Genomic DNA, 23,697 nt, shown 5'->3' on the forward strand with positions numbered 1-23,697 from the left:
ACTTTCCCTCATGACTTCCTTCATCGACCCGAAGACCCTCAAATCCTGGCTGCACGACGGCGGCGAGATCGCATTGCTCGACGTGCGCGAGCACGGCCAGTACGGCGAGGCGCACCTGTTCTACGGCATCCCCCTGCCCTTCAGCCGGCTGGAGCTCGACGCGCCGCGCCTCGTGCCGCGCCGCGGCGCACGCACGGTTGTCTACGACGAGGGCGACGGCACCAAGGTCGCCGAGCGCGCCGCCGCGCGGCTCGCCGCGCTGGGCTACACCGACGTGCACGTGCTGCAGGGCGGCGCCCCCGCATGGAAGGCGGCGGGCTACGTGCTCTTCGCGGGCGTGAACCTGCCTTCGAAGACCTTCGGCGAGCTGGCCGAAGAGGTCTATCACACGCCCCGCGTCAGCGCCGACCAGCTGGCCGACATGCTGGCGCGCAAGGACAAGGTGGTGGTGCTCGACGGCCGCCCCACCGGCGAGTTCCGCAAGATGAACATCCCCGGCGCCACCTGCTGCCCCAACGGCGAGCTGGCCTACCGCGTGCGCCGGCTGGTGCCCGACACCACCACGCCCATCGTCATCAACTGCGCAGGCCGCACGCGCAGCATCATCGGTGCGCAGACGCTCATCAGCCTCGGCCTGCCCAACCCGGTGTATGCGCTGGAGAACGGCACGCAGGGCTGGTACCTCAACGACCACAAGCTGGAGCACGGCGGCACGCAGCGCTACGCCGACGACAGCGGCAACACCGACCTGCGTCCCGCCGCGAAGGCGCTGGCCGCGCGCTTCGACGTGCCGAGCGTGAACGCGCAGACCGTGCGCCAGTGGGCCGACGACGCGGGCCGCAGCCTGTTCCTGTGCGACGTGCGCACTCCGGAAGAATTCGCGGCCGGCAGCCTGCCCGGCGCACAGCACACGCCCGGCGGCCAGCTGATGCAGGCTGGCGACCAGTACTTCGGCGTGCGCGGCGCGCGGCTGGTGCTGTTCGACAACGACGGCGTGCGCGCGCCCACCATCGCGAGCTGGCTGCGGCAGATGGGGCATGACGCGAGCGTGCTCGAAGGTGGCCTGGCGAGCGGGCTCTCGCTCGCACCGGTTGCGGCACCAGTGGCGCCCGCGCTGGCCACCATCGACGCGCAGGCCCTCGCGGCACGCATCGAGCGCAACGACGTGGCGGTGATCGACCTGCGCGGCAGCATGCAGTTTCGCGCCGGCCACATTGCGCAGGCGCGCTGGTCGATCCGGCCTCGCCTCGCGGCCGATGTGAAGAGCGAGACCCGCCAGCTGGTGCTGATCGCCGACGACGCGGCGCTCGCCGCATGGGCGGCCGCCTCCGAACTCGCCGGCATCTCGCCCGCCCCGCTGCTGCTGGCGGGCGGCATGGCCGCCTGGAGCGCCGCCGGCCTGCCGGTGGAAGCCACTCCCGCACTGCCCGCCGATGCGGACTGCATCGACTACCTGTTCTTCGTGCACGACCGGCACGACGGCAACAAGGAAGCCGCGCGCCGCTACCTCGCATGGGAGACCGGCCTGGTCGCGCAGCTCGATGCGCAGGAGCGCGCGGCCTTCCGGCTGCCCGCCGCCGCATCGCACGGCTGACCTGCCCGCCAGCCAGCCAACGGTCCCGCTTTCTGTTCGTCCTTGTCAGTTCCTATTCCAGGAGTTTCGTCATGTCGTTCGCCAGCCGCATCCCGCATATCGCCCGTCTCGCCGTCGCAGCCGCCTGGCTCTCGGCACTCGCACTGCAGCCAGCCACAGCCGAACCGATGGCGCCGCGAAACGGCTTCCCGTCGCAACCGGTGAAGTTCATCTCGCCGTTCCCGCCGGGCGGCGGCAACGACGCCACCGCGCGCCTCGTCACCACGCGCCTGCCGGAAATCATGGGACAGCCCGCCGTGGTCGACAACCGGGGCGGCGCCGGCGGCAACATCGGCGCCAAGGCCGTGGCCGATGCCAAGGCCGACGGCTACACGGTGCTGACCTCGCAGGTGTCGATCATGGCCGTGAACCCGTCGCTGTATGCGTCGCCCGGCTTCGATCCGATCAAGAACTTCGTTCCCATCACGCAGATCAACGCCGCTCCGCTCGCGCTGGTGGTGGAAGCCAACTCGCCCATCAAGAGCTTCGCCGACCTCGCCGCCAAGGCGAAGGCGAGCCCCGGCAAGGTGACCTACGCGACGCCGGGCAACGGCACGCTGTCGCACCTCGTCGGCGTGGTGCTCGCGAAGGACAACGGCGTGGAAATGACGCACGTGCCCTACAAGGGCGCCGGCCCCGCGCTCACCGACCTGATCGGCGGGCAGGTCGACGTGATGGTCACCTCCACCGCATCGGTGGCCGGCATGGTGCAAGGCGGCAAGCTGCGCGTGCTGGCCGTTACCAGCCCGCGCCGCATCGGCGTGTTCGCCAAGGTGCCCACGCTGGAAGAGCTGGGCTATCACGGCGCGCGATTCGAGGACTGGTACGGCTTCTTCGCCCCCGCCGGCACACCGCCCGAGCGCGTGGCCTTCCTCAACGAAGCCATCGTGCGCACCCTGCGCATGCCCGAAGTGAGCAAGCTCGTCACCGACGGCGGCAGCGAGGTGGTGGCAAGCACGCCCGAGGCCTTCGCCGCGCAGCTGAAGCAGGACATCGATCGCTGGTCGCGCATCGTCAAGCTTTCCGGTGCGCGCGCCGACTGATTGGAGCAACATAGCGGGCCGCCCGCTCCTCGTCTTCTCTTCTCCTCGCCTCCTCTGCACATGTCCGACTCGCACAACGCTCCCGCCGACCTGAAGCTCGACACCCGGCTCACCCGCACCGGCAAGACCGCGTCGTACGCCGGCGGATCACCCGTCAACGTGCCTCTGGTGCGCGCGAGCACCGTGCTGTTCGACAGCGTGGGGGCGATGCGCGACGCACGGGCGCGGCGCGACGAGGAGCGCGTCTTCAGCTACGGCGCGCGCGGCACGCCGACCGCGTTCGCGCTGGAAGACGCGGTGAGCGAACTCGAGGGCGCCTACCGGACGCGGCTCTTTCCGACCGGCCTCGCCGCCATCGGCATGGTGCTGCTGTCGTACCTGAAGCCGGGCGACCACGTGCTGATGTCGGACAGCGTGTACGAGCCCACGCGCAACCTCGTGCACTCGTTCCTGGAGCCGTACGGCATCCGCAGCTCGTTCTTCGCGGCGGACGGCAGCGGCATCGAGGAGCTGTTCGAGCCGAACACGCGGCTGGTGTACGCCGAGTGCCCCGGCTCGCTGGTCTACGAGATGTGCGACCTGCCGAAGCTCGCCGAACTGGCCCACTCGCGCGGCGCGCTGCTCGCCGCCGACAACACCTGGGGCTCCGGCTGCCAGTACCGCCCTCTCGCGCTGGGCGCCGACATCTCGACGATGGCCGCCACCAAGTACCTCTCGGGCCACTCCGACGTGATGATGGGCACCGTCGCCACGACCGAGGCCGCATGGCGCCCGCTCAACGAACGCTGCGACGCCTTCGGCATGACCGTGAGCCCCGACGACGCATGGCTGGTGCTGCGCGGCATGCGCACGCTTTCAGCGCGCCTGCAGGTGCACGAGCGGCATGCGCTCGAAGTCGCGCACTGGCTGGAGAAGCGCCCCGAAGTCGCGACCGTGTTCTGCCCGGCCCTGTCTCAGCACCCGGGGCACGAGATCTGGAAGCGCGATTGCAGCGGAACGAACGGGCTGCTTTCCATCGAGCTGCAGCCGGGCGTCGAGAACGCAGCGGTCGAGCGCTTCGTCGATGCGCTCAGCCTCTTCGGGCGCGGCTCGTCATGGGGCGGCTACGAGAGCCTCGTCGCATGGACCAACATGCGCGCCGCGCGCAGCGTGACGGACTGGAGCAAGCGTGGGCCGGTGGTGCGGCTGCATGTTGGGCTTGAGGCGCCGGCGGATCTCACGGCGGATCTGGCGCGTGGGTTCGATGCGATGAACATGGTGACCTGAGATCGAGCCTCCATGTGTCGCATGTCCTGGTCGCTGCGCGCCTACTTCCTCGGCCAGTCCAGCGATTGCGGCGTACTGAACTCCAGCACGGGCGATCCATTCTTGAAGGCATTGAACTGCACGAGGATCTTCTTTGCCTTCTTTGCCGATGCAATGAACTTGCCCGCGCCCTGTAGAAAGATCGTCTCGCTGCTGTGGTCAGCCGGCCCGTTGCCCCCGAAGCGCACCGGAGGCCCGTCGTCGAATTTGATCGTGACCTTGCAGTCATAGGTGCTGCAGAGCATCTGCCCCTTGTCGATCGAAATGAGGACATCAAGCCCGTACTGAGGATGCTGACGGACGGGGAGGTAGCCCCGGTTTTTTCCTTGATAGGGAAAGTCGAAATTCAGCAAGTTGTCCGAAACCGTCTGAGCGCTTGCAGATTTCTTCCCTGTCATCTTGTCGACCGACTCTTCGTAGTTCCAGCCTACGGCATGGGCGGCCGAACAAGCGGCCAACAGAACGGCAACGCCGAACCTTTTCATTTCCTCGCTCCTTTTACTGAAGGAGCAACCTTACCCCATGGGAAACGCCAGGGTGACGAAGGTCGGCTAGCGGTTTTCCCCGATCAGCGCCCCAGATGCCTGTCGAAGAACCGCGCGATATCGCCGAACGCCTCCCTCGTCTCAGGCGCATCCGGATTGATGCCGTATTGCGCGTGCGACTGTCCCTCGTACACGTTGAGCTCGGCTTCCACGCCTGCGCGGCGCAGCTTGCGATGGGTACGCACGGTGTTCGACAGGAACAGGTCGCGCGTGCCGCTGGTCAGGATCGCGGGCGGAAAACCCTTGAAGTCGCCGTAGATCGGCGAGAGCTGCGGATCCTTCAGGTCGCGGCCCGCCGCGTACAGCAGCGCGGCGCGGCCGAGCCAGCCGTCCCAGGTGACGAGGATGTTGTCTATCCATTCGTTGGTCTGGTAGCTGTCGCCGATCTTCGAGATGTCGGACCACGGTGTGCCCGGTGCGATGGCGGCGGGCAGCGGCACGTTCTCCGCCTTGGCGCGCAGCACCAGCGCCAGCGTCATTGCGCCGCCGGTGGAAGTGCCGAAGACCGCCATGTTCCTCGGCCTGTTGGTCTTCACCAATTCCTTCCATACGGCCATCGCGTCGTCCATGGCGGCCGGGTACGGGAAGTCCGGCGGCATGCGGTAGTCGACGGAGACGACCTTGTAGCCGCCGATGCCGGCCAGCAGGATCGCCTCGGGCAGGGCCGACTCGCCGGGGCCGAACACGTAGCCGCCGCCGTGCACGTGCATCAGCAGCCGCTTCTCGTTGCCGGGCGCGATCTTGTTGGGCGTGACGATGAAGGCGTTCACGCCCGCGATCTTCGTGGCCTGCACGGAGACGCCGAGCTTCTGCTTCAGCGCGGGTATCGCAGCGATCACCGGCGCGGCGCGGCTGTTGGTGAGCTGCTTCCACTCCGCCGCGTCCTTGGGCGCCGCGTTGAAATGCGGCGGGTACGGCGCCGCGATCAGCGCCTGCATCTGCGGGCTCACCTCGTTCGTGGGCACGGGGCTGAGCTGGGCCGGCGAGCGCCGCCCGCCGGGCTGCGCATTGGCCGCGGCCTGTGCGGTGGCCTTCTCGGCATAGGTCTGCGGGGCTTGCGTGGAGCACGCAGACAGTACGACGGCAGCGAGCAGCGCCGCGGCGCGCGAGATCCTGGAAATCATCGGCTTCCTCTTCTTTGTCTTGTGGATGGCGCCGGCTGAAGGCCGTGCGCATCGATGCTCGCATTGCACGCACGCGGCAAGCACCCGTTGAAACCCCAAGCGAAGGCATCGCGATTGCGTCCGATGCGGACAAAAGCACTCAGACGGAATGAAAACTCAGCGCCACTGCGCCAATATCCGGCGCACTTCTTCGTCGGTGGTCGCACCGAACGATCGGTACCAGTTGCCGACCGCGACGAAGGGCTCGGGCACGTGCATACACACCACCTCGTCGGCATGGGGCGCCTGGCCTTTCAACGCATCGCACGCGGTCGCACTGCCCACGGGCACGGCCACGACGACAGACGCGGCACCGAGCGCCCGTGCCGCGATCACCGCCGCGCGCATCGAAAGACCGGTGGCGAGCCCGTCGTCGACCAGCAATGCCGTCATGCCGCGCAGGTCCAGCGGCGCGCAGTGCTCGCGGTACTCGTGCTCGCGCCGCTGCAGTTCGCGTCGCTCGCGTTTCAGGACGCGCGCCACGCCCGGCACGTCTTCGCCGGTCACGTGGATGCCGCCCGTGGCGATGGCGCCGACTGCGTATTCCTCATGGCCTGGGAAGCCCAGCTTGCGCACGACCAGCACGTCGAGCGGAAGGTTCAGCGCCCGAGCCACCTCGGCGCCCACCGGCACGCCGCCCCGCGGCAATGCGAGCACGATGCAGCGCTGCGCATCGCGGTAGTGGCTCAGCAGCGTCGCCAGTTGCCGGCCGGCATCGGTTCGATCCCTGAACATGGCATGCCTCTTTGCACGCGCCTCATCCGTGGCCGCCCGGCGCGCGAGCGTCGCCGCCTTCGAGGACGGTTTCGGCGCGCATGCCCATGCCACCGCCGCCGCCTCCGCCGGTCCCACCCTTCGAACCGCCACCGCGCCCGCCACCAGCGCCCTCGCCGCGCGCGGGCGCGCCCTTGGCTCGCACGGGGCCCTGCCTGGGAATGCTCAGTTCCGCCGGAACGGGGTCGAGGTCGAGCACATCGCGGATGAAGGTGCGCAGCGCCACGACCAACTCGGCAGTCTCGACCGCCCGGCCCGCGACCATGTCGTTGGCCACCTTGATCGCGAGGCGCACGTGCGTCTCGGTGCCCAGCAGGATCACGTCGGAGAGCGCAGCCTCCACGGCATCGCGGATGCGCCGGCGGCGGTCCGATGCGGACAGGTCGGCATGGCCCGCCGCATCCTCCGGCGAAGCGGCTTCGGCCCGCTGCCTGAGCTCACGCAGATGGCTGGGGTCGACGGCCAGGTCGCCGGTGAACGAGCCACCCAGCACCTTGTAGGCCGCGATGAGTGTCTTCAGCCGCTCGTTGATCTGGCGGTTCTGCCGCTCGCGCCGCTGCTGCACGCCGTGCATCACCAGCAGGCGGATGCCGACCGCCACGACGGAAACCAGCACCAGTCCCAGCAGCGTCGTGAAGAGGCCCTGCCAGGAACTGAAGTCGAGCACATTGCGCATGGTTGACTGTCCTCGCGTCGAGGGCTACCGGATGCCCTCGCCATGTGGCATTGTGCGACCGGCGCACGGGCGCCGCCGTAGTCGGATGCCGACTCAGTCAGTCGCAGCGTAGTCGGATGCCGACTCAGTCAGTCGCAGGCACGCTTGCCGGAGGGCGAGGTCCGCAGGCGGTTCAGGAAGGTCAGTTGCACCTTCGCCGTCTCGCTGCCCTGCACCGCCGCGCGGCGCATCCACTCGCCGGCTTCGCAGCGGTCGGCCTTCACGGCGGTGCCGTAGAGCGCCGGGCCGGTCATCAGCACCATGCCGAGCATCTCCTGCGCCTCCGCGTGGCCTTCGATGGCGGCCTGCCGCAGGTGATCGAGCATCGCGCGGTAGTCGCGACCGGCCTGCGCCTCGAGCGCGAGCTGGAAGCGCTGCTCGGCCTGCAGGTCGAGGTCGGCACCCGCGGGACGCGCCGCACTGATCGCCGCCACCAGCAACAGCACGCCCGACAGCAGGACGCGCAGGCGCAGCGACAGGCCGGTCATCTGGTTGAGGTTGAGTTCGGATGGCATCGAGGTTCTCCACGAGTGATGTTGTCGTGGAGGCATCGTCGCGCTGCCGCGCCGAACGGAAAAGCTGGAATTCGCGCAGGCGGGCTCAGCCGCAGACTGAGCCTGCACTCGCATCCTGGCTCAGAACTTCGCGGTCAGCATCACCTGCAGCTCGCGTCCGGGGCCCGGCATGATCAGGTTGTCCACGCTGCCGTGCCCCGACACGTAGTACTTGCGATTCGCGATGTTCTTCAGGTTCGCCGAGATCTCGTAGCGCCCGGTCTTGTAGCTCGCGGCCAGGTCGGCCGTGACGTAGGAAGGCAGCTTGACGAGGTTGCTCAGCGAGGCATAGCGCGCGGCCATGTAGTTGATGCCGCCGCCCGCGCTCAGGCCGTTGCCCAGGTCCTTCATGAGCCACACGAAGGCCGAGTGCCGAGGCGTGAGCGGCGCGATCTTGCCCTGCACCGGCATCGCGGCGCCGACCGGCAGCTGCAGCGAGCTCACCGTGGCCAGCGACTTGGTCATGCGCCCGTCGAGGTACGCATAGCCCGCGCTGATGTCCCAGCGTCCCGGCAGCTTGCCGGCAAGCGCCAGCTCCATGCCGTTGGTGCGCTGCGTGCCGACGTTGATCTGCCGCGCGGGGTTGGTAGGGTCGGTGTTCTTGATGCCCGAGCGCTCCAGGTTGAACACGGCCGCAGTGAGGTTGAGCGCGCCGTCCAGGAAGTCGAGCTTGGCGCCGATCTCCTTGTTCACCGTGATCTCGGGGTCGTTGGCGGTGTTGCTGGCCGACAGCGCAAAGGTCTCGGCCGAAGGCTGGAACGAGCGGCTGTACGACACGTAGTACGACTGGGTTTCGCTCGGCTGCCAGACCAAGCCCGCGCGCGGGCTGAACTTGCGGTCGGTGCGCGACAGCGGCGCGAGGGTGCGCTCGAAGGACGTGTCCTGCCCGAACACGTCGTAGCGGCCGCCCACCAGCGCCTTCCACTGCGGCGCCAACGTGATCTGGTTCTGCGCGTAGAGCGCGGCCGTCTTGAAGGTGGAGTTGCTCGGAATCGCGCTCGTGGCCGTGTAGCTCGAAAGCGGCAACGGCGCCGGCACGGCCACCGGGTTCAGGATGCTCACGCGCTCGTAGCCGGTGGCGGAACTCACCGAGTACAGGCGCTTGTCCTGCTGGCCGAGTTCAGCGCCCACCAGCCATTCCTGCTTGAAGCCACCCAGCTCGTTGCGCCACGTCAGGTCGGTCTGGTTGAACCAGCCGCTTTCGTCGCGGTCGACGAAACCGCGGGTGCGGCCCACGGTGAGGCGCACCGGGTCGGTGGTGCCGCTGGGCAGCGTATTGAAGCGGTCGAGCTTGTAGCTGTAGTAGCGCGTGGTGTTGCGCAGGGTCAGCGCGTCGCTGAAGCGGTGGTTGAGGGTGGCGGTGAACGACTGCACCTTCGTCGTGGTGGTGTCGTCGCGCTTCGCGAAGACAGAGCCATAGTAGGTGCCGATGGGCACGTTCACGGGGCGGCCGTTGAGCGCCGGAATGCCGAAGTCGGTGAGACGCTGGTCGTAGGCGTTGGTGTACTGCAGCAACAGGTCGGTCTGCGGGCTGAACTTGATGGCCAGCGATGGCGCGATGTTGTAGCGGTCGATGAACTGCTGGTCGCGGTAACTGCCCGACTTCTCGCGCGCCACGTTGAGGCGGAAGGCCATGTTCTCGCCGATGGGCGTGTTGAGGTCGGCGGTGGCCCGCTTGAAGTCGTGCGAACCCAGGCCGAGAGAAACCTCGCCGAAGGGGCGCTCGAAGATCGGCTTCTTGGTCACGCGATTGACGAGGCCGCCCGATGAGCCACGGCCGTAGAGCACGGCGGCCGGGCCCTTGAGCACTTCGATGCGCTCGGTGTCGGAGAGATCGCGGAAGTACAGCGCATCGTCACGCACGCCGTCGACGAACCAGTCGGCGATCGCGGTGAAGCCGCGGATCACCACCTGGTCACGCTGGCCGTCGCCCGCGTTGAACGACACGCCCGGTGCGTTGCGCAGCGCGTCCTGCATCGAGGTCGCGCCCTGGTCGCGCAGCAGCTGCGCCGGCAGCACGTTGACGGCCTGCGGAATGTCGCGCAGCGGCGCGCTGCTCTTGGTAGCTGTGCTGCCGACGGAAGGCGCGTAGCCGACGTCCTGTTCGGAAGTGACGGTCACTTCCTTCAGCGTGGCGTCGGCACTCTGGGCCTGGGCCGCGCAATGGGCAGCGGCCAGGGCGGCAACGAACAGGGACGGATGGCGCAGGCGAAAGCGCGGCGCGCGAGAACGGACGGACATGGCAGGAATTCCCTCAGGGCGATCTGTTTTTTGAAATCGCGAAGCGCCACGCCGGCGCCTCCATCGCTCGGATGAAGAAACCGTGTGTGCCCTGCCTTGAAGAAATCTGGGTTGGGTGCCTTCGCCGGCCCGCACCGGCGCGGTGGCCGGGGTTTCGGACGAAGGGATCGCATCGCGCGACCCGGCGGATTCTAAATAGATGCGGCCGCCTCCCGGGCCGCCACGGCGGCGCTCAGCGCGCCCGGGCTCGCGTCAGCAGGTAGCTCTGGTGCACCACGTTGTCGACGTAGTACGGCTCGGCCAGCGCATCGAATTCGGCCCGCAGCGCCGCCAGCTTCTGCGGATCGTCGGCAAGACCTTCGACGAGCTTGCGCATCGGGCCGACCGAGCGCTCCAGGAACAGGCGGAAGTGCTCGATGCTCAGGGCCGGAAAGTGCATGGTGCCGCGCCCGAAGAACGGAGCATCGAAGTGCGGCCCCAGGCGCTCCGCGACGATGCCGGAGTTGCCCCATTGCGGCGGCGGCGATGCGCCGGCCGGAGGCGGCGGCGAGTTGCGACCGATGAAGGCGAACAAGCGGCCCACGAAGTGCTCCGGCGGCCAGGTGGCGAAGGCGATGCGCCCGCCGGGCTTGAGTACGCGGCGCATCTCGGCAATGGCCACTTCCGGGCGCGGCGCGAACATGTGGCCGAACTGGCTGAGCACCACGTCGAAGGAGGCATCGGCATACGGCAGGTTCTCGGCATCGCCTTCGGTCCAGACGATGTCCTCGAGCCCGGCGATGGTCGCGTTCTCTCCCGCGGCCTCGATCAGCTCGGGCGTCAGGTCGAGCCCCGTGACGCGTGCGCCGCGGCGTGCCGCCGTGACGGCCACCACGCCGGTTCCGGTGCCGACGTCCAGCACCGACTCGCCTTGCTCGACCTGCGCGAACCTGACGAGATGCCCGGCCACCGGGGTCGTGAACATGGCGGTCGGCGCGAAGGTCGACCACATCTCGCGCTACCGGTTCTTGAACTCTGCAAAGGGATCCTGGGACATATCACCCTCCATGTCAGCCACGAGGCTGCGGACATGGGCGGGACTCTAGGCCCGGGGAATGAGCCCGTCCATCCCTCGGGACGGGGCTTCGACAGGCAAGAGCTGTAACGCAATGCCGCGACGGGCTCAGCAGCAGCGGCCCTTGCCGGCGCCATAGCGCGCCTCCAGCCGCTCGCGGAAGAAGGCCTCGTAGCCCATCGGCGGCTGGTCGGGGTGGGTAGCCGCCATGTGCGTCAGGTAGGCGTCGTAGTCGGGCAGCCCGACCATGAGCCGCAACGACTGCTTGAGCGAGCGCGCGAAGTAGCGCCCGGCTTCCGGCAATGCAGCGAGGCCCATGGCGTTCAGTGGGCGGCCGTGGTGGCGGCGCCCATCGCCTCGAACGGCGTCTCTTGCGTGGTCGGCCGGTTGGCCGCGCGCGCAGCGATGCAGGCCTTGATGCTGTACACCAGCACGCTCAGCACCACGAAGATGAAGAGCGCGCACAGCGCGGCGTCGAGGCGGTCGTTGAAGATGATGCGCGACATGGCCTCGGGCGTCTTCGCCGGCGCCACCAGCACGCCGTTGGCGATGCCCTCGGTGTACTTGGCCGCGTGCGAGAGGAAGCCGATCTTCGGGTCGGACGAGAAGATCTTCTGCCAGCCCGCCGTGAGCGTGCAGGCCAGCAGCCACGCGGCCGGCGCAATGGCAACCCACGCATAGCGCTCGCGCTTCATGCGGAACAGCACCACCACGCCCAGCATCAGCGCGACGGCGGCCAGCATCTGGTTGGAGATGCCGAAGAGCGGCCACAGCGTGTTGATGCCGCCCAGCGGATCGACCACGCCCTGGTACAGGAAGTAGCCCCAGGCAGCCACGCACAGCGCGGTGGCGACGAGGTTGGCCGGCAGCGAGTCGGTGCGCTTGAGCGCGGGCACGAAGCTGCCCAGCAGGTCCTGCAGCATGAAGCGGCCCGCGCGGGTGCCGGCGTCCACGGCCGTGAGGATGAACAGCGCCTCGAACAAAATCGCGAAGTGGTACCAGAAGGCCATCATGGCCTGCCCGCCGATCGCCTGGTGCAGGATGTGGGCCATGCCCACGGCCAGCGTCGGCGCGCCGCCGGTGCGGCCGAGGATGGTGGTCTCGCCCACGTCCTTGGCGGTCTGCACCAGCATCTCGGGCGTGATCACGAAGCCCCAGCCCGACACCGTGGCAGCCACCTGCTGCGCGGTGGTGCCGACCAGCGCGCCGGGGCTGTTCATCGCGAAGTAGATGCCGGGCTCGATGCACGAGGCCGCCACCAGCGCCATCACGGCGACGAAGGACTCGGCCAGCATGCCGCCGTAGCCGATGAAGCGCGCGTGGCGCTCGTTGTCGAGCATCTTGGGCGTGGTGCCCGAGGAGATGAGCGCGTGGAAGCCGGAGACGGCGCCGCAGGCGATGGTGATGAACAGGAACGGGAACAGGCTGCCCGACCACACCGGGCCGTTGCCCTGCGCGAACTGCGTGATGGCGGGCATCTGCAGCGTGGGCATCACGAACACGATGCCGATGGCCAGCGCGATGATGGTGCCGATCTTCAGGAAGGTCGAGAGATAGTCGCGCGGCGCGAGCAGCAGCCACACCGGCAGGCTGGCGGCGACGAAGCCGTAGCCCACCAGCATCCAGGTGAGCGCCTTGCCGTCGAAGGTGAAGAGCGGCGCCCATTCGGGGCTCTGGCTCACGGCCTGGCCGCCGAAGATGGCGAGCATCAGCAGCACGAAGCCGATCAGCGACACCTCGCCGATGCGGCCCGGGCGGATGTAGCGCAGGTACACGCCCATGAAGAGCGCCACGGGAATAGTCGCGGCCACCGTGAAGGTGCCCCACGGCGATTCGGCCAGCGCCTTCACCACGATCAGCGCCAGCACCGCGAGGATGATGATCATGATCATGAAGGTGCCGAACAGCGCGATCATGCCGGGCACCGGCCCCATCTCCTGCTTGACGAGATCGCCCAGCGAGCGGCCGTCGCGCCGCGTGGAGATGAACAGCACGATGAAGTCCTGCACCGCGCCGGCGAACACCACGCCGGCCAGCACCCACAGCAGGCCGGGCAGGTAGCCCATCTGCGCCGCGAGCACCGGGCCCACCAGCGGCCCCGCGCCCGCGATGGCCGCGAAGTGGTGGCCGAACAGCACGTTCTTGTCGGTCGGCACGTAGTCGAGGCCGTCGTTGTGGCGGTGCGCCGGCGTCTTGCGGTTGCCGTCCAGGCCCAGCACCTTGTCGGCGATGAAGAGGCTGTAGTAGCGATAGGCGATCAGGTAGGTGCAGATCGCGGCGGCCACCACCCAGAGGGCGTTGACGCTTTCGCCTCGGGTCAGGGCCACGGTGCCCAGCGCGAACGCGCCGATCACGGCCACGACCAGCCACACCAGATGGCGTCGGATGCTGTGCATGCGGATGTCTCCTAGGTATTGAACCCGGGGAGTTTTGCCGGGCCGGGGCGTCGGCGCATCCGTCGGACCGCGCGGAGCGGCCGCGTGGCTTTGCGTAATGGAAAACCCTCGATTCCGCTGTTGCGCGGACCCGGCAACGGGCCTGTTCGAGGGCTTGCATTTCGCATAAATGTGATAAATTCACATTCTTAACAATGTGAAACATTCCTTTCGAGCCACGATGAACCAGCATTCGCAGGCACGCAGACGCAGCAGCGGCTTCACATTGATCGAGCTCATGATCACGGTCGCGATCGTGGCCATCCTGGCGTCGATCGCCCTGCCGAGCTACCAGCAGTACGTCATCCGCTCGAAGCGCTCGGCGGCCCAGGCGCAGATGCTGGACATCGCCAACCGGCAGCAGCAGTTCCTCATCGCCAACCGCGGCTACGCCGACAAGGCGGCGCTCACCGCCAGCGGCTACAGCCTGCCCGCCGAGGTTTCCGGCAGCTACAGCTACGACGTCACCCTCTCCACCACCGGCGCCCCGAGCTACACGCTCACCTTCACGCCGACCGGCTCGCAGTCGGGCGATGGCGCGCTCTCCCTCACCAGCGAAGGCGTGAAGACGCCGTCCGGCAAATGGTGACGAGCCGCCCCGCCCGCCGCCAGCGCGGCACCACGCTCATCGAGGTGCTGGTCACGCTGCTCATCCTGGCCTTCGGCCTCTTCGGCCTCGTGGGCCTCCAGGCCCGCATGCAGGCCTCCGAGATGGAGTCGTACCAGCGCTCGCAGGCGCTGATCCTGCTGAACGACATGGCCAGCCGCATCGCGACCAACCGCCGCACGGCCGCCAGCTACATCACCAGCGCGCCGCTGGGCGCCGACGCCGCCTGCCCCACCTCCACCGGCACGCGGCAGCAGGTGGACGCCAAGGAGTGGTGCAACGCGCTGCAGGGCGCCGCCGAGGTTTCCGGCAACAGCAAGCTCGGCACCGTGATCGGCGGGCGCGGCTGCGTCGAGGACATGGGCAACAACGAGTACCTCGTCACCGTCGCCTGGCAGGGACTGGGGCCGATCTCGGCGCCGCCCGACGGCGTGGCCTGCGGCAAGGGGCAGTACGACACCGGCACCCAGTGCAAGGACGACAAGTGCCGTCGCACCGTGACCACGCTGGTGCGCATCGGGTCGCTCTCATGAGCAGCCGCCGCACCGCGGTCGCCGCGCCGCGCCGCTTGCGCTCGCCACTGCGGGCCCAGCGCGGCCTCACGCTGATCGAGCTGATGGTCGCCATCACCATCATGCTCATCGTGGTGGCGGCGCTGCTCGCGCTCTTCCTGAACGTGAGCAACTCGCAGCGCGAGCTGGAGCGTGTCAACCGCCAGATCGAGACCGGCCGCCTCAGCGTCTTCGTGCTCGAGAACGAGCTTTCCCACGCGGGCTTCTGGGAAAACTACATGCCCGAGTTCGACGACCTCACCGTCACCGGCGCCCCCACGCACGTGCCCACCGGCGCGCTGCCCGATCCGTGCCTGCCCTACTCCGTCGCGAACTGGACCGACGACTACAAGCGCCAGCTGCTCGACCTGCCGGTGCAGACCTACGACAGCGTCCCCGCGAGCTGCGCCGACCTGCTGAAGAACAAGAAGGCCGGCACCGACATCCTCGTGGTGCGCCACGCCGAGACCTGCCTGCCCGGCACGACCAACTGCGATGCCGACACGAGCGGCGCCATGTATTTCCAGTCGTCGCTGTGCGGCACGCAGAAACCCTCCTCGTTCGCCCTGTCGACCGCCGGCTTCGACACCATGTTCCGCAAGGACTGCACCACCCCATCGCCCAAGCGCAAGCTCGTGGCGGACATCTACTACGTGCGCGACTACGCCGAGACCGCCGGAGACGGCGTTCCCACGCTCGCGCGCTCGCGCTTCGACCTGGCGGGCGGCACGCTCGCGCAGCAGCCGCCCGTGCCGCTGATCGAGGGCGTCGAGGGCTTCCGCGTCGAGCTCGGCCTCGACACGCTGAGCAAGACCGGCGCCGCCGTCGACTACACCACGGCCATCGCCTGGGCCGACCCCGCGAACAAGTCCACACCCGCCAACCGCGGCGACGGCAGCCCCGACGGCGCCTTCGTGCACTGCAGCACCAGCCCGGCCTGCACCGCCGACCAGCTGGTCAACGTGGTGGCCGTCAAGCTGCACGTGCTGGCGCGCAGCGCCGAGGCGTCGCCCGGCCACACCGACACCCGCACCTACCAGCTCGGCGGCTCCACGCTGGGCCCCTTCAACGACCACTACAAGCGGCACGCGTTCTCCACCTCCGTGCGCCTGACCAACGTCACCGGCCGGAGGGAAACGCCATGAACCCACGCGCGCCACTCGCCCGCGGCACCGGCCAGCGCGGCGCCGCCCTGCTCATCGGAATGATCATGCTGCTGCTGATCACGCTGGTGGTCACCGCCGCCTTCAACCTGAGCAACGCCAACCTCAAGGCCGTGGGCAACCTGCAGACGCGCAACGAGGCGGTCGCCGCCGCCAACCGCGCGATCGAGGAAGTCGCCTCCAGCCTGCTGGTGCCCGGCAGCGACGGCAGCCCGACGCTCGCGGCACCGCAGCAGACCGTGAGCATGGTGGACATCAACAACGACGGTGTCACCGACTACCAGGTGAACGTCACGCCTCCCGTCTGCGTGCGTGCCACCAAGGCACTGGACAGCGGCAGCGGCGGCTCCACGGGTCCCGGCGGCGTCACGGGCGGCGCTTCCAGCAGCGGCTCCGGCCTGGCAACGCTGCCCGACCAATACAACTCCGTCTGGGACATCAGCACCACGGTGACCGACAGCATCACCGGCACATCCACCGCCGTACGGCAAGGCGTGCGGGTGCTGCTCAACAAGGCGCAGTTCGATGCCTTCTGTGCCTCCTAGGCATGCCACATCACGACAACCCGACGACGAACAGGCCCGCACCATGATCCGGAAACTTCTCGCTTCGCTGTGGACGGCCGCCGCGCTCACCGCGTTGACGGCGGGCCAGGCCCGCGCCGAGGACATCGACCTCTTCGTAGGCTACAACCCCAGCGCGGCGCAGGCGCCGAACGTGCTGTTCGTGCTGGACAACACGGCCAACTGGAACCAGCCCTTCACCGCCGAGATGACCGCGCTCGCCTCGGCCTTCGAAAGCCTGAAGGCCAACAAGTTCAAGGTCGGCCTGATGATGTTCACCGAGACCGGCCAGGGCAACTCCAACTCCGATGGCGGCTACGTGCGCGCCGCGGTGCGCACGCTGGACGACGGCACCAAGATCAAGTACGGCGCGCTCATCCGCAGCCTCGACAAGCTCGGCGACAAGTCCAACGGCGGCAAGGCCGGCAAGACCATGGCCGAGGTCTATCGCTACCTCGCCAGCGGCACGCCTATCGCCGGCAACAGCAAGAACAAGGCCGACTACAGCGGCAACGTGAGCGGCACGCAGGCCTCGAAGGACATCTACGCGCTCACGCGCAACGCGCTCAGCGGCTTCTCCGCCACCACCTACGTCGGCCCGAGCACCGAGAACTGCACCGGCACCTACGTCATCTACATCAGCAACGGCGCGGCACAGGACAACACCAGCGACAGCCAGATCTCCAACGCCGCCCTGCGCGCAGCGGGCGGCGATGCGACGCAGATCGCACTGAGCCCCAGCGGCTCGCAGGACAACACCGCCGACGAATGGTCGCGCTTCCTGCAGACCAGCATGGGCGTGAAGGTCTACACCATCGAGGCCGCCAAGGCCACCGGCGGCCAGGGCCCGGGCTGGAGCGCGCTGCTCAAGAGCATGGCCACCCAGAGCAAGGGCGAGTACTACGACATCTCGGCGCAGCCCGACCTCGGCAGCGCGCTCGGCGCGGCGCTGGACGACATCTTCAGCAAGATCCAGTCGGTCAACAGCGTGTTCTCCTCGGTGAGCCTGCCGGTGAGCGTGAACACCCAGGGCACCTACCTGAACCAGGTGTTCGTGGGCATGTTCCGCCCCGACCAGGACGCCTTTCCGCGCTGGAACGGCAACCTCAAGCAATACAAGCTGGGCCTGGACAGCACCAACCAGCTGATCCTGCAGGACTCGGTGGGCAACAACGCCGTCAACAACCAGACCGGCTTCGTCGCACCCTGCGCGCGCAGCTTCTGGACACCCGCGCCCAGCGACACCGACGTCTACTGGAGCTTCCGGCCCTCCGGCGACTGCCTGGGCAAGGAAGCCGCCGACAGCCCCGACGGCAACGTGGTGGAAAAAGGCGCGCAGGGCTACATGCTGCGCCGCCTCGCAGTGGCCAACCGCAACATGAAGACCTGCGCGCCGGGCGGCTGCACGGCGCTCACCGCATTCGCCGACGGCAACTCCGCCATCACCAAGGCGGCGCTGGGCGTCACGGCGGACACCGACCGCACCGCGCTCATCAACTGGGCGCGCGGCCTCGACAACAAGGGCGACGAGCGGCTCGACGCGCAGGGCAACCCGGTCACCTCCACCTCCATGCGCCCCTCCGTGCACGGCGACGTGGTGCACTCGCGGCCGGTCGCCATCAACTACGGCACCGACGCCTCGCCCCAGGTGGTGGTGTTCTACGGCGGCAACGACGGCGTGCTGCGCGCCGTCAACGGCAACCGCAGCGCGGCCATCGGCTCGGCGGCCGCTGGCGACGAGCTCTGGTCCTTCATGCCGCCGGAGTTCTACGGCAGCCTCAAGCGGCTTTACGACGACACCACGCGCATCAACTTCCCCGGCCTGCCGGTCACCGCCGGCGCGGTCGCGCCCAAGCCCTACGGCATGGACGGCCCGGTCTCGGCCTACCGCAAGGACAGCACCGCCTGGCTCTACGCGAGCATGCGCCGGGGCGGCCGGCTGATCTACGCCTTCGATGTTTCCTCCGCCTCCGCGCCCACGCTGAAGTGGCGCAAGGGCTGCCCCAACCAGGGCGACGACACCGGCTGCGACACCGGCTTCGAGGGCCTCGGCCAGACCTGGTCGGCGCCCAAGGTGATGCGCGCCAGCGGCTACGGCGGCGGCAACAGCCCGCTGCTCATCTTCGGCGGCGGCTACGACAAGTGCGAGGACGTCGACACCAACAGCGCTAGCCAGGCCTGCGGCAGCGGCGCAAAGGGCAGCGGCATCTACGTGCTCGACGCCGACACCGGCGCGCGCCTGCAGATGTTCGCCACCGCGCGGCCCGTGGTCGGCGAAGTCACCGTCGTCACCGACTCCCTCGGCGTCGCCCGCATCGCCTATGCCGCGGACCTGGGCGGCAACGTCTACCGCATCGCGCTCGACAGCGGAGCGCCGTCCGCCTGGACCATGACGCAGGTCGCCTCGCTCGGCTGCGACACCGTGACCACCTGCACGCCCAACCGCAAGTTCATGTTCGCCCCCGACGTGGTGGAGGACAACGGCTCCTTCGTGATCCTGCTGGGCTCCGGCGACCGCGAGAAGCCGCTGCGCTACTACAACGTCGCGCTCGGCGTGACCAACCGCTTCTACATGCTGGTCGACAAGCCCACCGACAGCACCTGGCTGAGCAGTGAAACCAGCCGGTGCGGCACCGGCAACGGGCTGCTGTGCCAGGCCTCGCTGCAGCCCATCACCGACACATCCACGCCGAGTTCGTCCGACCTCGCGACGAAGAAGGGCTGGTACCTCGCCCTCGCCGCCGGCGAACAGGTGGTGACGAGCTCGGTCACGGCTTACGGCATCACCACCTTCAACACCCACACGCCGACCAACCCCAACACGCAGTCGTGCCGCGCCGACCTCGGCACCGCGCGGGTCTACAACGTGTCGTACGTCAACGCCGCTCCTCAGGGAACCGGCGGCCGGTTCCAGAACGTGGTGGGCGGCGGCCTCGCGCCCTCGCCCGTGGTGGGCCGCGTCCAGCTCGACGACGGCAGCATGCGCGACGTGGTGATCGGCGCCAACCCCGACTCCTTCCTCAGCCCCAAGGGCACCGCGCCCAAGGCCGCGTTCAAGCAGCCGAAGGGCCGGGTCTACTGGTTCATCCAGAAGTGAGCCCGCGGAGCTCCGGCAACATGCGCAACCGCCCCCGCACCGCCCGCGCGCACGGCTTCACGCTGGTGGAGCTGATGGTCACGCTGGCCGTGCTGGTGGTGCTCGTCGCCATCGCCGTGCCTTCGTTCGACAGCATCCGGCTGTCCACGCGCCTGAGCGGCTACGCCACCTCGCTGGTCTCGGGCAGCCAGCTCGCGCGCAGCGAGGCCATCAAGCGCAATGCCCCGGTCACCCTGTGCGCCTCGGCCAACGGCACCAGCTGCAGCACCAACGGGCAATGGGAAGCCGGCTGGATCGTGCTGAGCGGCACGCAGGTGCTGCGCGTGGAAAGCGCCGCGGCCTCCGGCTACCTGCTGCGCGAAGCGGGCGGCGCCAGCGCCATCGTGTTCCAGGCCACCGGCATGGGCGCGGGCCAGAGCCGGATCACCATCTGCCGCACCACCCCCAGCGCCAACCAGTCGCGCGCCGTGAGCATCAGCGCGACGGGGCGCACCAACGTCACGAAGTCGAACGACGGGACCTGCACGTCGACCTAGGAAAAAGCGGCCCGGCGGACCAACGACAATACGGCGCAGCGACGGGGGTTGGATGGCGGCCCGCCCCCCTGTCTTGGAACTTAGAACTCACGAACCCAGGAGCAACGACCGCATTCATGGAACACCGGCTGGATTGGGCCCTTGCCGCCTGCGCTCGCATCCTTCGTCCGGTCGTCCGGCTGGCGCTCGCCATGGGCGTCAAGCACCCGCACCTCGAGGAACTGCTGCGCGACCTGCTCATCGAGGAGGCGCAACGCTCCTGGCGCCAGCAGGGCGTGAAGCGGCCCAACCTCAGCCAGATCTCGGTGACCACCGGCCTGAACCGCAAGGCCGTCACCGCCAAGGTCCGCTCCACCGTCGACCCCCTGCCCCACACCGAGCTCTCGGCCGCGGCCAAGACCTTCACGCTGTGGCTGCAGATGATGACCGGCGACGACGCACTGCGCCGCCTGCCCGTGACCACCGAGAGCGAGGAGCCCTCGTTCGAGCGCGTGGCGCGCCTGGCCAGCCGCGGCAACATCCATCACCGCACCATCCTGGATGAGCTGGTGCGCCTGAACATGGTGGCCGAGGACAGCGGCGTCGCCGAGCTCATGTCCGACGGCTTCGTTCCGGTCGAAGACCTCCAGTCGATGCTCGCCTTCCTGGGCGACAACGGCCGCGATCACCTGCTGGCGGCCGTTTCCAACACGCTGGGCGAATCGCCCCGCATGCTCGAGCGCGCGGTGTACGCGCGCGGGCTCACGCTGGAAGACTGCGCGAACATCGAGCGCCTCGCGCGCGAACGCTGGACCGGCCTGCATCACGAGCTGGCCCGCGAAATGACCCAGGCCGTCGACCGCGCGCCCGCCGACAGCAAGGCGCGCATCCGCGTCGGCATCTATACCTATTACGAAGACGACGAAGCCGCGCCGAAGAAGAGCGGGCCCTCACGATGAACACGATCCTCACATTCACACGCCCCTTCCGGTTCGCGCACGGCGTCCTGCGCGGCCTGCTGCTCGCAGGCGGCATGGCCATGCTTCTTTCCTGCGGCGGCGGCGGAGCGTCCGGCACCGGCGTTGCGAGCGTCTCTGGCACGGCAACGGGTACCACGGCTGGCACGGACACAGGCGGCGGTGGCGGCGGCAACGCCTCGGGCGGCAACGCCGGCGGCAGTTCGGGCGCCGGCAGCGGCAATGCAGGCGGCGACAGCACCAGCACCGCAGGCAACACCAACGGCGACGGCTCCGGCGTGGGTTCGGGCGGCACCGGCGTGAGCGCGGACGCCGCCGGCATCGGCGCCGCTGACGGCCTGGGCAGCGTCATCCTCAACGGTCTGCGCTACGACACCGACAGCGCCACCTTCACCATCGAAGACGCCAGCGAACTGCAGATCGGCATGAGCGCGCGCATCGCCGGCAAGGTCGACGCCAACTTCACCAGCGGCACCGCCGCGCAGGTCGTCTCGGCCGCCGAGTTGCGGGGCACCGTCTCCGCCATCGACCTCTCGAACGGCAGCTTCACCGTCATGGGCAGCCGCGTGACCACCGACACCGCCACCGTCTGGGGCGACTCCAACGGCGCGGCCGACCTGGTCGACGGTAACGTGATCCAGGTCTGGGGCCTGCCCGCCGCGCCGGGCACGCTGCGCGCCACGCGCGTCCAGATCGCGCCGGGCTCCGTCGAGCCGCTGGTGACAGGCACCGTCCAGAACCTCGACCTTGTCGGCCGGCACTTCTCGCTCGGCCTGCTCACCGTCGACTACGGCCCCGGCCTCGACACCGCCAGCCTGGCCGAAGGCGCCATCGTCCGCGTGCGCGGCACTGTGGCACCGGTGGCCGGCCACTTCACCGCCACCACGGTCAAGGGCTGGTACGCAATCCCCACGGCCGACGGCATCGCGCTCCAGCTCGCGGGCGTCGCCACCGACTTCGCCTCGCTCGGCGACTTCCGCGTGCTCGGCAACAAGGTCGACGCGCGCAATGCGCAGATCACCGGCGGCCCGGCCGGCTCCATCGGCAACGGCGTCAAGGTCGAGGTCGACGGTTTCCTCTCGGGGCAGGTGCTCGTGGCGAAGAAGCTGCGCATCCGCTACGTGCCGGGCACGGGCGGGCCGGCGTCCTTCACGGTGATCGGCCCCGTCGCCGGCTACCAGTCGGCCGCCGACTTCATGGTGCGGGGCCAGCGCGTGAATGCCAGCGGCTCCGCTACCATCTTCGAAAACGGCACCGCCGCGGACCTGGGCAATGGCAAGCGCGTGACAGTAGTCGGAGACCGCGTGGTCGACGGCGTGCTCATCGCCCAGCGCGTTACCTTCGCGCAACCCTGAGCCACGGGGGCCGAGCCCGGTACTGCGCGGTGCCGGGCAACCCAGGCCACGTCGTCCGCGGCGCGACCGGATCGATCGGAGCCATGGACACGCCAACCACCCAAGCGCCCGCATCCTCGACGCCACGCTGCTGCATCGCAGGGGGCGGCCCCGCCGGCATGGTGCTGGGCCTTCTGCTGGCCCGTGCCGGCGTGCCGGTCGTCGTGCTGGAGAAGCATCTCGACTTCCTGCGCGACTTTCGCGGCGACACCGTGCATCCGTCCACGCTCGAAGTGCTGCACGAGCTGGGCCTGCTCGAAACCTTCCTGCAGCGCCCGCACGACCGCATCGACGAACTGCGGGCCACCTTCGAGGGCCGCAGCGTCGCGGTGGCCGACTTCAGGCACCTGCCCTCGCACAGCAAGTTTCTCGTGCTGATGCCCCAATGGGACTTTCTCGACTTCATGTGCGACGAGGCCCGGCGCTACCCGGGCTTCGAGCTTTGGACCGACGCCGAAGCCGTCGGCCTGCTGCAGGACAAGGGCCGCGTGAACGGCGTGAAGGTGCGGCTCGGCCGCCATGCCGGCCAGCCGCGCGACGTCGAACTGCACGCCTCGCTGGTGGTGGCGGCCGACGGCCGGCATTCCGCGCTGCGCGATGCGGCGGCGCTGCCGCACATCAGCTTCGGCGCGCCCATCGACGTGCTGTGGATGGCCGTTCCGAGACTGGCCGGCGACCCGTCGGCCACCGCGGGCCACGTCGCGGGCGGCCACTTCCTGGTGACACTGAATCGCGGCGACTACTGGCAGTGCGCCTTCGTCATACCCAAGGGTGGCCATGACGCGCTGCGGTCGCGCGGCATCGGAGCCTTCCACGAGGAAATCGGCCGTATCGCGCCCTTCCTGGCCGACCGGCTGCCTTCCGCCCTGCCCGACTGGGATTCGGTAAAGCTGCTCGAAGTGACGGTCGACCGCCTCGAGAGCTGGTCGTGCCGTGGCCTGCTGTGCATCGGCGACGCCGCGCATGCGATGTCGCCGGTAGGCGGCGTCGGCATCAACCTCGCGGTACAGGACGCCGTGGCTGCGGCGAACCTGCTGGCCGCCGCGCTGGCCGGCGACGCGACCGAGAAGGAAATCGACGCCCTGCTGCCCCAATTGCAGCGCCGCAGGGAACTGCCCGTGCAGGTCACCCAGGCCGTGCAGCGCTTCATACAGGACCGCGTGCTCATGGCCGTGCTCGACGGCAAGCCGGCGACAGGCCCGCGGCGCCTGCCCTTGCCCCTGCGCCTGCTTGCGCGCTGGCCGCTGCTTCGCCGGCTGCCGGCGCGGGCCGTTGGGCTGGGCCTGCGGCCCGAACACGTGACTTCGCCGCGCTCGCCGCGCACATGATGAAAAAACTGGCATTTCGTTACATAGCCGGGGCCTGACG

21 protein-coding genes are annotated in these 23,697 nt (G+C 68.9%); 12 read left to right on the forward strand and 9 right to left on the reverse strand.

The genetic code is table 11. The features are described from left to right. Positions 1-10: 10 nt before the first annotated feature. The 3 genes from EJP69_RS17380 to metC all read left to right on the forward strand — a co-directional run bounded on the left by EJP69_RS17380 (position 11) and on the right by metC (position 3,942). A complete protein-coding gene (locus EJP69_RS17380; protein WP_126471718.1) occupies positions 11-1,594 on the forward strand; it encodes a rhodanese-like domain-containing protein in 1,584 nt (527 codons plus the stop codon). Positions 1,595-1,665: 71 nt separating this feature from the next. Beyond that, positions 1,666-2,676: a Bug family tripartite tricarboxylate transporter substrate binding protein gene (locus EJP69_RS17385; protein ID WP_093197521.1), complete on the forward strand. Its 1,011-nt coding sequence runs from the start codon at positions 1,666-1,668 to the stop codon at positions 2,674-2,676. A 60-nt stretch (positions 2,677-2,736) separates the two neighbouring features. Next, positions 2,737-3,942 carry a cystathionine beta-lyase gene (metC, locus tag EJP69_RS17390; protein ID WP_126471720.1) on the forward strand — a complete coding sequence of 402 codons (1,206 nt, stop codon included), beginning with the start codon at positions 2,737-2,739 and terminating at the stop codon, positions 3,940-3,942. A gap of 41 nt (positions 3,943-3,983) precedes the next feature. Here metC and EJP69_RS17395 read toward each other — a convergent pair whose 3' ends face one another. From EJP69_RS17395 to EJP69_RS17435, 9 genes are all read right to left on the reverse strand, one after another. Then, complete coding sequence (locus tag EJP69_RS17395) at positions 3,984-4,466, reverse strand: hypothetical protein (protein ID WP_126471722.1); 483 nt, start codon at positions 4,464-4,466, stop codon at positions 3,984-3,986. 83 nt (positions 4,467-4,549) lie between these two features. Beyond that, a complete protein-coding gene (locus EJP69_RS17400) occupies positions 4,550-5,650 on the reverse strand; it encodes an alpha/beta hydrolase (protein ID WP_126471724.1) in 1,101 nt (366 codons plus the stop codon). Positions 5,651-5,806: 156 nt separating this feature from the next. Continuing rightward, positions 5,807-6,424 (reverse strand): phosphoribosyltransferase, encoded by a 618-nt coding sequence (locus tag EJP69_RS17405; protein WP_126471726.1) that lies wholly within the window; start codon positions 6,422-6,424, stop codon positions 5,807-5,809. A gap of 22 nt (positions 6,425-6,446) precedes the next feature. Continuing rightward, positions 6,447-7,139, reverse strand: a complete 693-nt coding sequence (locus EJP69_RS17410; RefSeq protein ID WP_126471728.1) for a hypothetical protein — start codon at positions 7,137-7,139, stop codon at positions 6,447-6,449. A gap of 128 nt (positions 7,140-7,267) precedes the next feature. After that, positions 7,268-7,693: an SEL1-like repeat protein gene (locus EJP69_RS17415; protein ID WP_093197539.1), complete on the reverse strand. Its 426-nt coding sequence runs from the start codon at positions 7,691-7,693 to the stop codon at positions 7,268-7,270. Positions 7,694-7,813: 120 nt separating this feature from the next. Further along, a complete protein-coding gene (locus EJP69_RS17420; protein WP_126471730.1) occupies positions 7,814-9,973 on the reverse strand; it encodes a TonB-dependent receptor in 2,160 nt (719 codons plus the stop codon). Positions 9,974-10,205: 232 nt separating this feature from the next. Further along, complete coding sequence (locus EJP69_RS17425; RefSeq protein ID WP_240652185.1) at positions 10,206-10,937, reverse strand: class I SAM-dependent methyltransferase; 732 nt, start codon at positions 10,935-10,937, stop codon at positions 10,206-10,208. A gap of 198 nt (positions 10,938-11,135) precedes the next feature. Continuing rightward, on the reverse strand, positions 11,136-11,345 hold the full coding sequence (locus EJP69_RS17430) for a YbdD/YjiX family protein (protein WP_126471732.1): 210 nt from the start codon (positions 11,343-11,345) through the stop codon (positions 11,136-11,138). A gap of 5 nt (positions 11,346-11,350) precedes the next feature. Continuing rightward, complete coding sequence (locus EJP69_RS17435; protein ID WP_126471734.1) at positions 11,351-13,423, reverse strand: carbon starvation CstA family protein; 2,073 nt, start codon at positions 13,421-13,423, stop codon at positions 11,351-11,353. A gap of 220 nt (positions 13,424-13,643) precedes the next feature. Here EJP69_RS17435 and EJP69_RS17440 point away from each other — a divergent pair, with 220 nt between their 5' ends. From EJP69_RS17440 to EJP69_RS17480, 9 genes are all read left to right on the forward strand, one after another. Further along, positions 13,644-14,051 carry a type IV pilin protein gene (locus EJP69_RS17440; RefSeq protein WP_093197550.1) on the forward strand — a complete coding sequence of 136 codons (408 nt, stop codon included), beginning with the start codon at positions 13,644-13,646 and terminating at the stop codon, positions 14,049-14,051. Next, a complete protein-coding gene (pilV, locus tag EJP69_RS17445; RefSeq protein ID WP_093197553.1) occupies positions 14,045-14,602 on the forward strand; it encodes a type IV pilus modification protein PilV in 558 nt (185 codons plus the stop codon). Before EJP69_RS17440 ends, pilV begins: the two co-directional genes overlap by 7 nt. Then, positions 14,599-15,765, forward strand: a complete 1,167-nt coding sequence (locus tag EJP69_RS17450) for a PilW family protein (protein WP_126471736.1) — start codon at positions 14,599-14,601, stop codon at positions 15,763-15,765. Before pilV ends, EJP69_RS17450 begins: the two co-directional genes overlap by 4 nt. Beyond that, positions 15,762-16,328, forward strand: coding sequence for a hypothetical protein (locus EJP69_RS17455; protein ID WP_126471738.1), 567 nt, complete (start codon positions 15,762-15,764; stop codon positions 16,326-16,328). Before EJP69_RS17450 ends, EJP69_RS17455 begins: the two co-directional genes overlap by 4 nt. 43 nt (positions 16,329-16,371) lie before the next feature. Further along, positions 16,372-19,443 carry a pilus assembly protein gene (locus EJP69_RS17460; protein ID WP_126471740.1) on the forward strand — a complete coding sequence of 1,024 codons (3,072 nt, stop codon included), beginning with the start codon at positions 16,372-16,374 and terminating at the stop codon, positions 19,441-19,443. A gap of 20 nt (positions 19,444-19,463) precedes the next feature. Continuing rightward, positions 19,464-19,979, forward strand: a complete 516-nt coding sequence (locus tag EJP69_RS17465; protein ID WP_093197564.1) for a GspH/FimT family pseudopilin — start codon at positions 19,464-19,466, stop codon at positions 19,977-19,979. 116 nt (positions 19,980-20,095) lie between these two features. After that, complete coding sequence (locus EJP69_RS17470; protein WP_126471742.1) at positions 20,096-20,917, forward strand: DUF6502 family protein; 822 nt, start codon at positions 20,096-20,098, stop codon at positions 20,915-20,917. Next, positions 20,914-22,290 (forward strand): DUF5666 domain-containing protein, encoded by a 1,377-nt coding sequence (locus EJP69_RS17475; protein WP_126471744.1) that lies wholly within the window; start codon positions 20,914-20,916, stop codon positions 22,288-22,290. Before EJP69_RS17470 ends, EJP69_RS17475 begins: the two co-directional genes overlap by 4 nt. Before the next feature lie 83 nt (positions 22,291-22,373). After that, complete coding sequence (locus EJP69_RS17480; RefSeq protein ID WP_126471746.1) at positions 22,374-23,657, forward strand: FAD-dependent oxidoreductase; 1,284 nt, start codon at positions 22,374-22,376, stop codon at positions 23,655-23,657. Positions 23,658-23,697 lie beyond the last annotated feature (40 nt).

It is taken from the genome of Variovorax gossypii, assembly GCF_003965815.1.
In the GTDB taxonomy this organism is placed as follows: Bacteria; Pseudomonadota; Gammaproteobacteria; order Burkholderiales; family Burkholderiaceae_C; genus Variovorax; species Variovorax gossypii.

What these genes read in the sequence shown, in the direction of transcription:
- EJP69_RS17380 (WP_126471718.1), top strand. Translation starts at nt 11, where the DNA reads ATGACTTCCTTCATCGACCCGAAGACCCTCAAATCCTGGCTGCACGAC.
- EJP69_RS17385 (WP_093197521.1), top strand. Translation starts at nt 1,666, where the DNA reads ATGTCGTTCGCCAGCCGCATCCCGCATATCGCCCGTCTCGCCGTCGCA.
- metC (WP_126471720.1), top strand. Translation starts at nt 2,737, where the DNA reads ATGTCCGACTCGCACAACGCTCCCGCCGACCTGAAGCTCGACACCCGG.
- EJP69_RS17395 (WP_126471722.1), bottom strand. Translation starts at nt 4,466, where the DNA reads ATGAAAAGGTTCGGCGTTGCCGTTCTGTTGGCCGCTTGTTCGGCCGCC.
- EJP69_RS17400 (WP_126471724.1), bottom strand. Translation starts at nt 5,650, where the DNA reads ATGATTTCCAGGATCTCGCGCGCCGCGGCGCTGCTCGCTGCCGTCGTA.
- EJP69_RS17405 (WP_126471726.1), bottom strand. Translation starts at nt 6,424, where the DNA reads ATGTTCAGGGATCGAACCGATGCCGGCCGGCAACTGGCGACGCTGCTG.
- EJP69_RS17410 (WP_126471728.1), bottom strand. Translation starts at nt 7,139, where the DNA reads ATGCGCAATGTGCTCGACTTCAGTTCCTGGCAGGGCCTCTTCACGACG.
- EJP69_RS17415 (WP_093197539.1), bottom strand. Translation starts at nt 7,693, where the DNA reads ATGCCATCCGAACTCAACCTCAACCAGATGACCGGCCTGTCGCTGCGC.
- EJP69_RS17420 (WP_126471730.1), bottom strand. Translation starts at nt 9,973, where the DNA reads ATGTCCGTCCGTTCTCGCGCGCCGCGCTTTCGCCTGCGCCATCCGTCC.
- EJP69_RS17425 (WP_240652185.1), bottom strand. Translation starts at nt 10,937, where the DNA reads ATGTTCACGACCCCGGTGGCCGGGCATCTCGTCAGGTTCGCGCAGGTC.
- EJP69_RS17430 (WP_126471732.1), bottom strand. Translation starts at nt 11,345, where the DNA reads ATGGGCCTCGCTGCATTGCCGGAAGCCGGGCGCTACTTCGCGCGCTCG.
- EJP69_RS17435 (WP_126471734.1), bottom strand. Translation starts at nt 13,423, where the DNA reads ATGCACAGCATCCGACGCCATCTGGTGTGGCTGGTCGTGGCCGTGATC.
- EJP69_RS17440 (WP_093197550.1), top strand. Translation starts at nt 13,644, where the DNA reads ATGAACCAGCATTCGCAGGCACGCAGACGCAGCAGCGGCTTCACATTG.
- pilV (WP_093197553.1), top strand. Translation starts at nt 14,045, where the DNA reads ATGGTGACGAGCCGCCCCGCCCGCCGCCAGCGCGGCACCACGCTCATC.
- EJP69_RS17450 (WP_126471736.1), top strand. Translation starts at nt 14,599, where the DNA reads ATGAGCAGCCGCCGCACCGCGGTCGCCGCGCCGCGCCGCTTGCGCTCG.
- EJP69_RS17455 (WP_126471738.1), top strand. Translation starts at nt 15,762, where the DNA reads ATGAACCCACGCGCGCCACTCGCCCGCGGCACCGGCCAGCGCGGCGCC.
- EJP69_RS17460 (WP_126471740.1), top strand. Translation starts at nt 16,372, where the DNA reads ATGATCCGGAAACTTCTCGCTTCGCTGTGGACGGCCGCCGCGCTCACC.
- EJP69_RS17465 (WP_093197564.1), top strand. Translation starts at nt 19,464, where the DNA reads ATGCGCAACCGCCCCCGCACCGCCCGCGCGCACGGCTTCACGCTGGTG.
- EJP69_RS17470 (WP_126471742.1), top strand. Translation starts at nt 20,096, where the DNA reads ATGGAACACCGGCTGGATTGGGCCCTTGCCGCCTGCGCTCGCATCCTT.
- EJP69_RS17475 (WP_126471744.1), top strand. Translation starts at nt 20,914, where the DNA reads ATGAACACGATCCTCACATTCACACGCCCCTTCCGGTTCGCGCACGGC.
- EJP69_RS17480 (WP_126471746.1), top strand. Translation starts at nt 22,374, where the DNA reads ATGGACACGCCAACCACCCAAGCGCCCGCATCCTCGACGCCACGCTGC.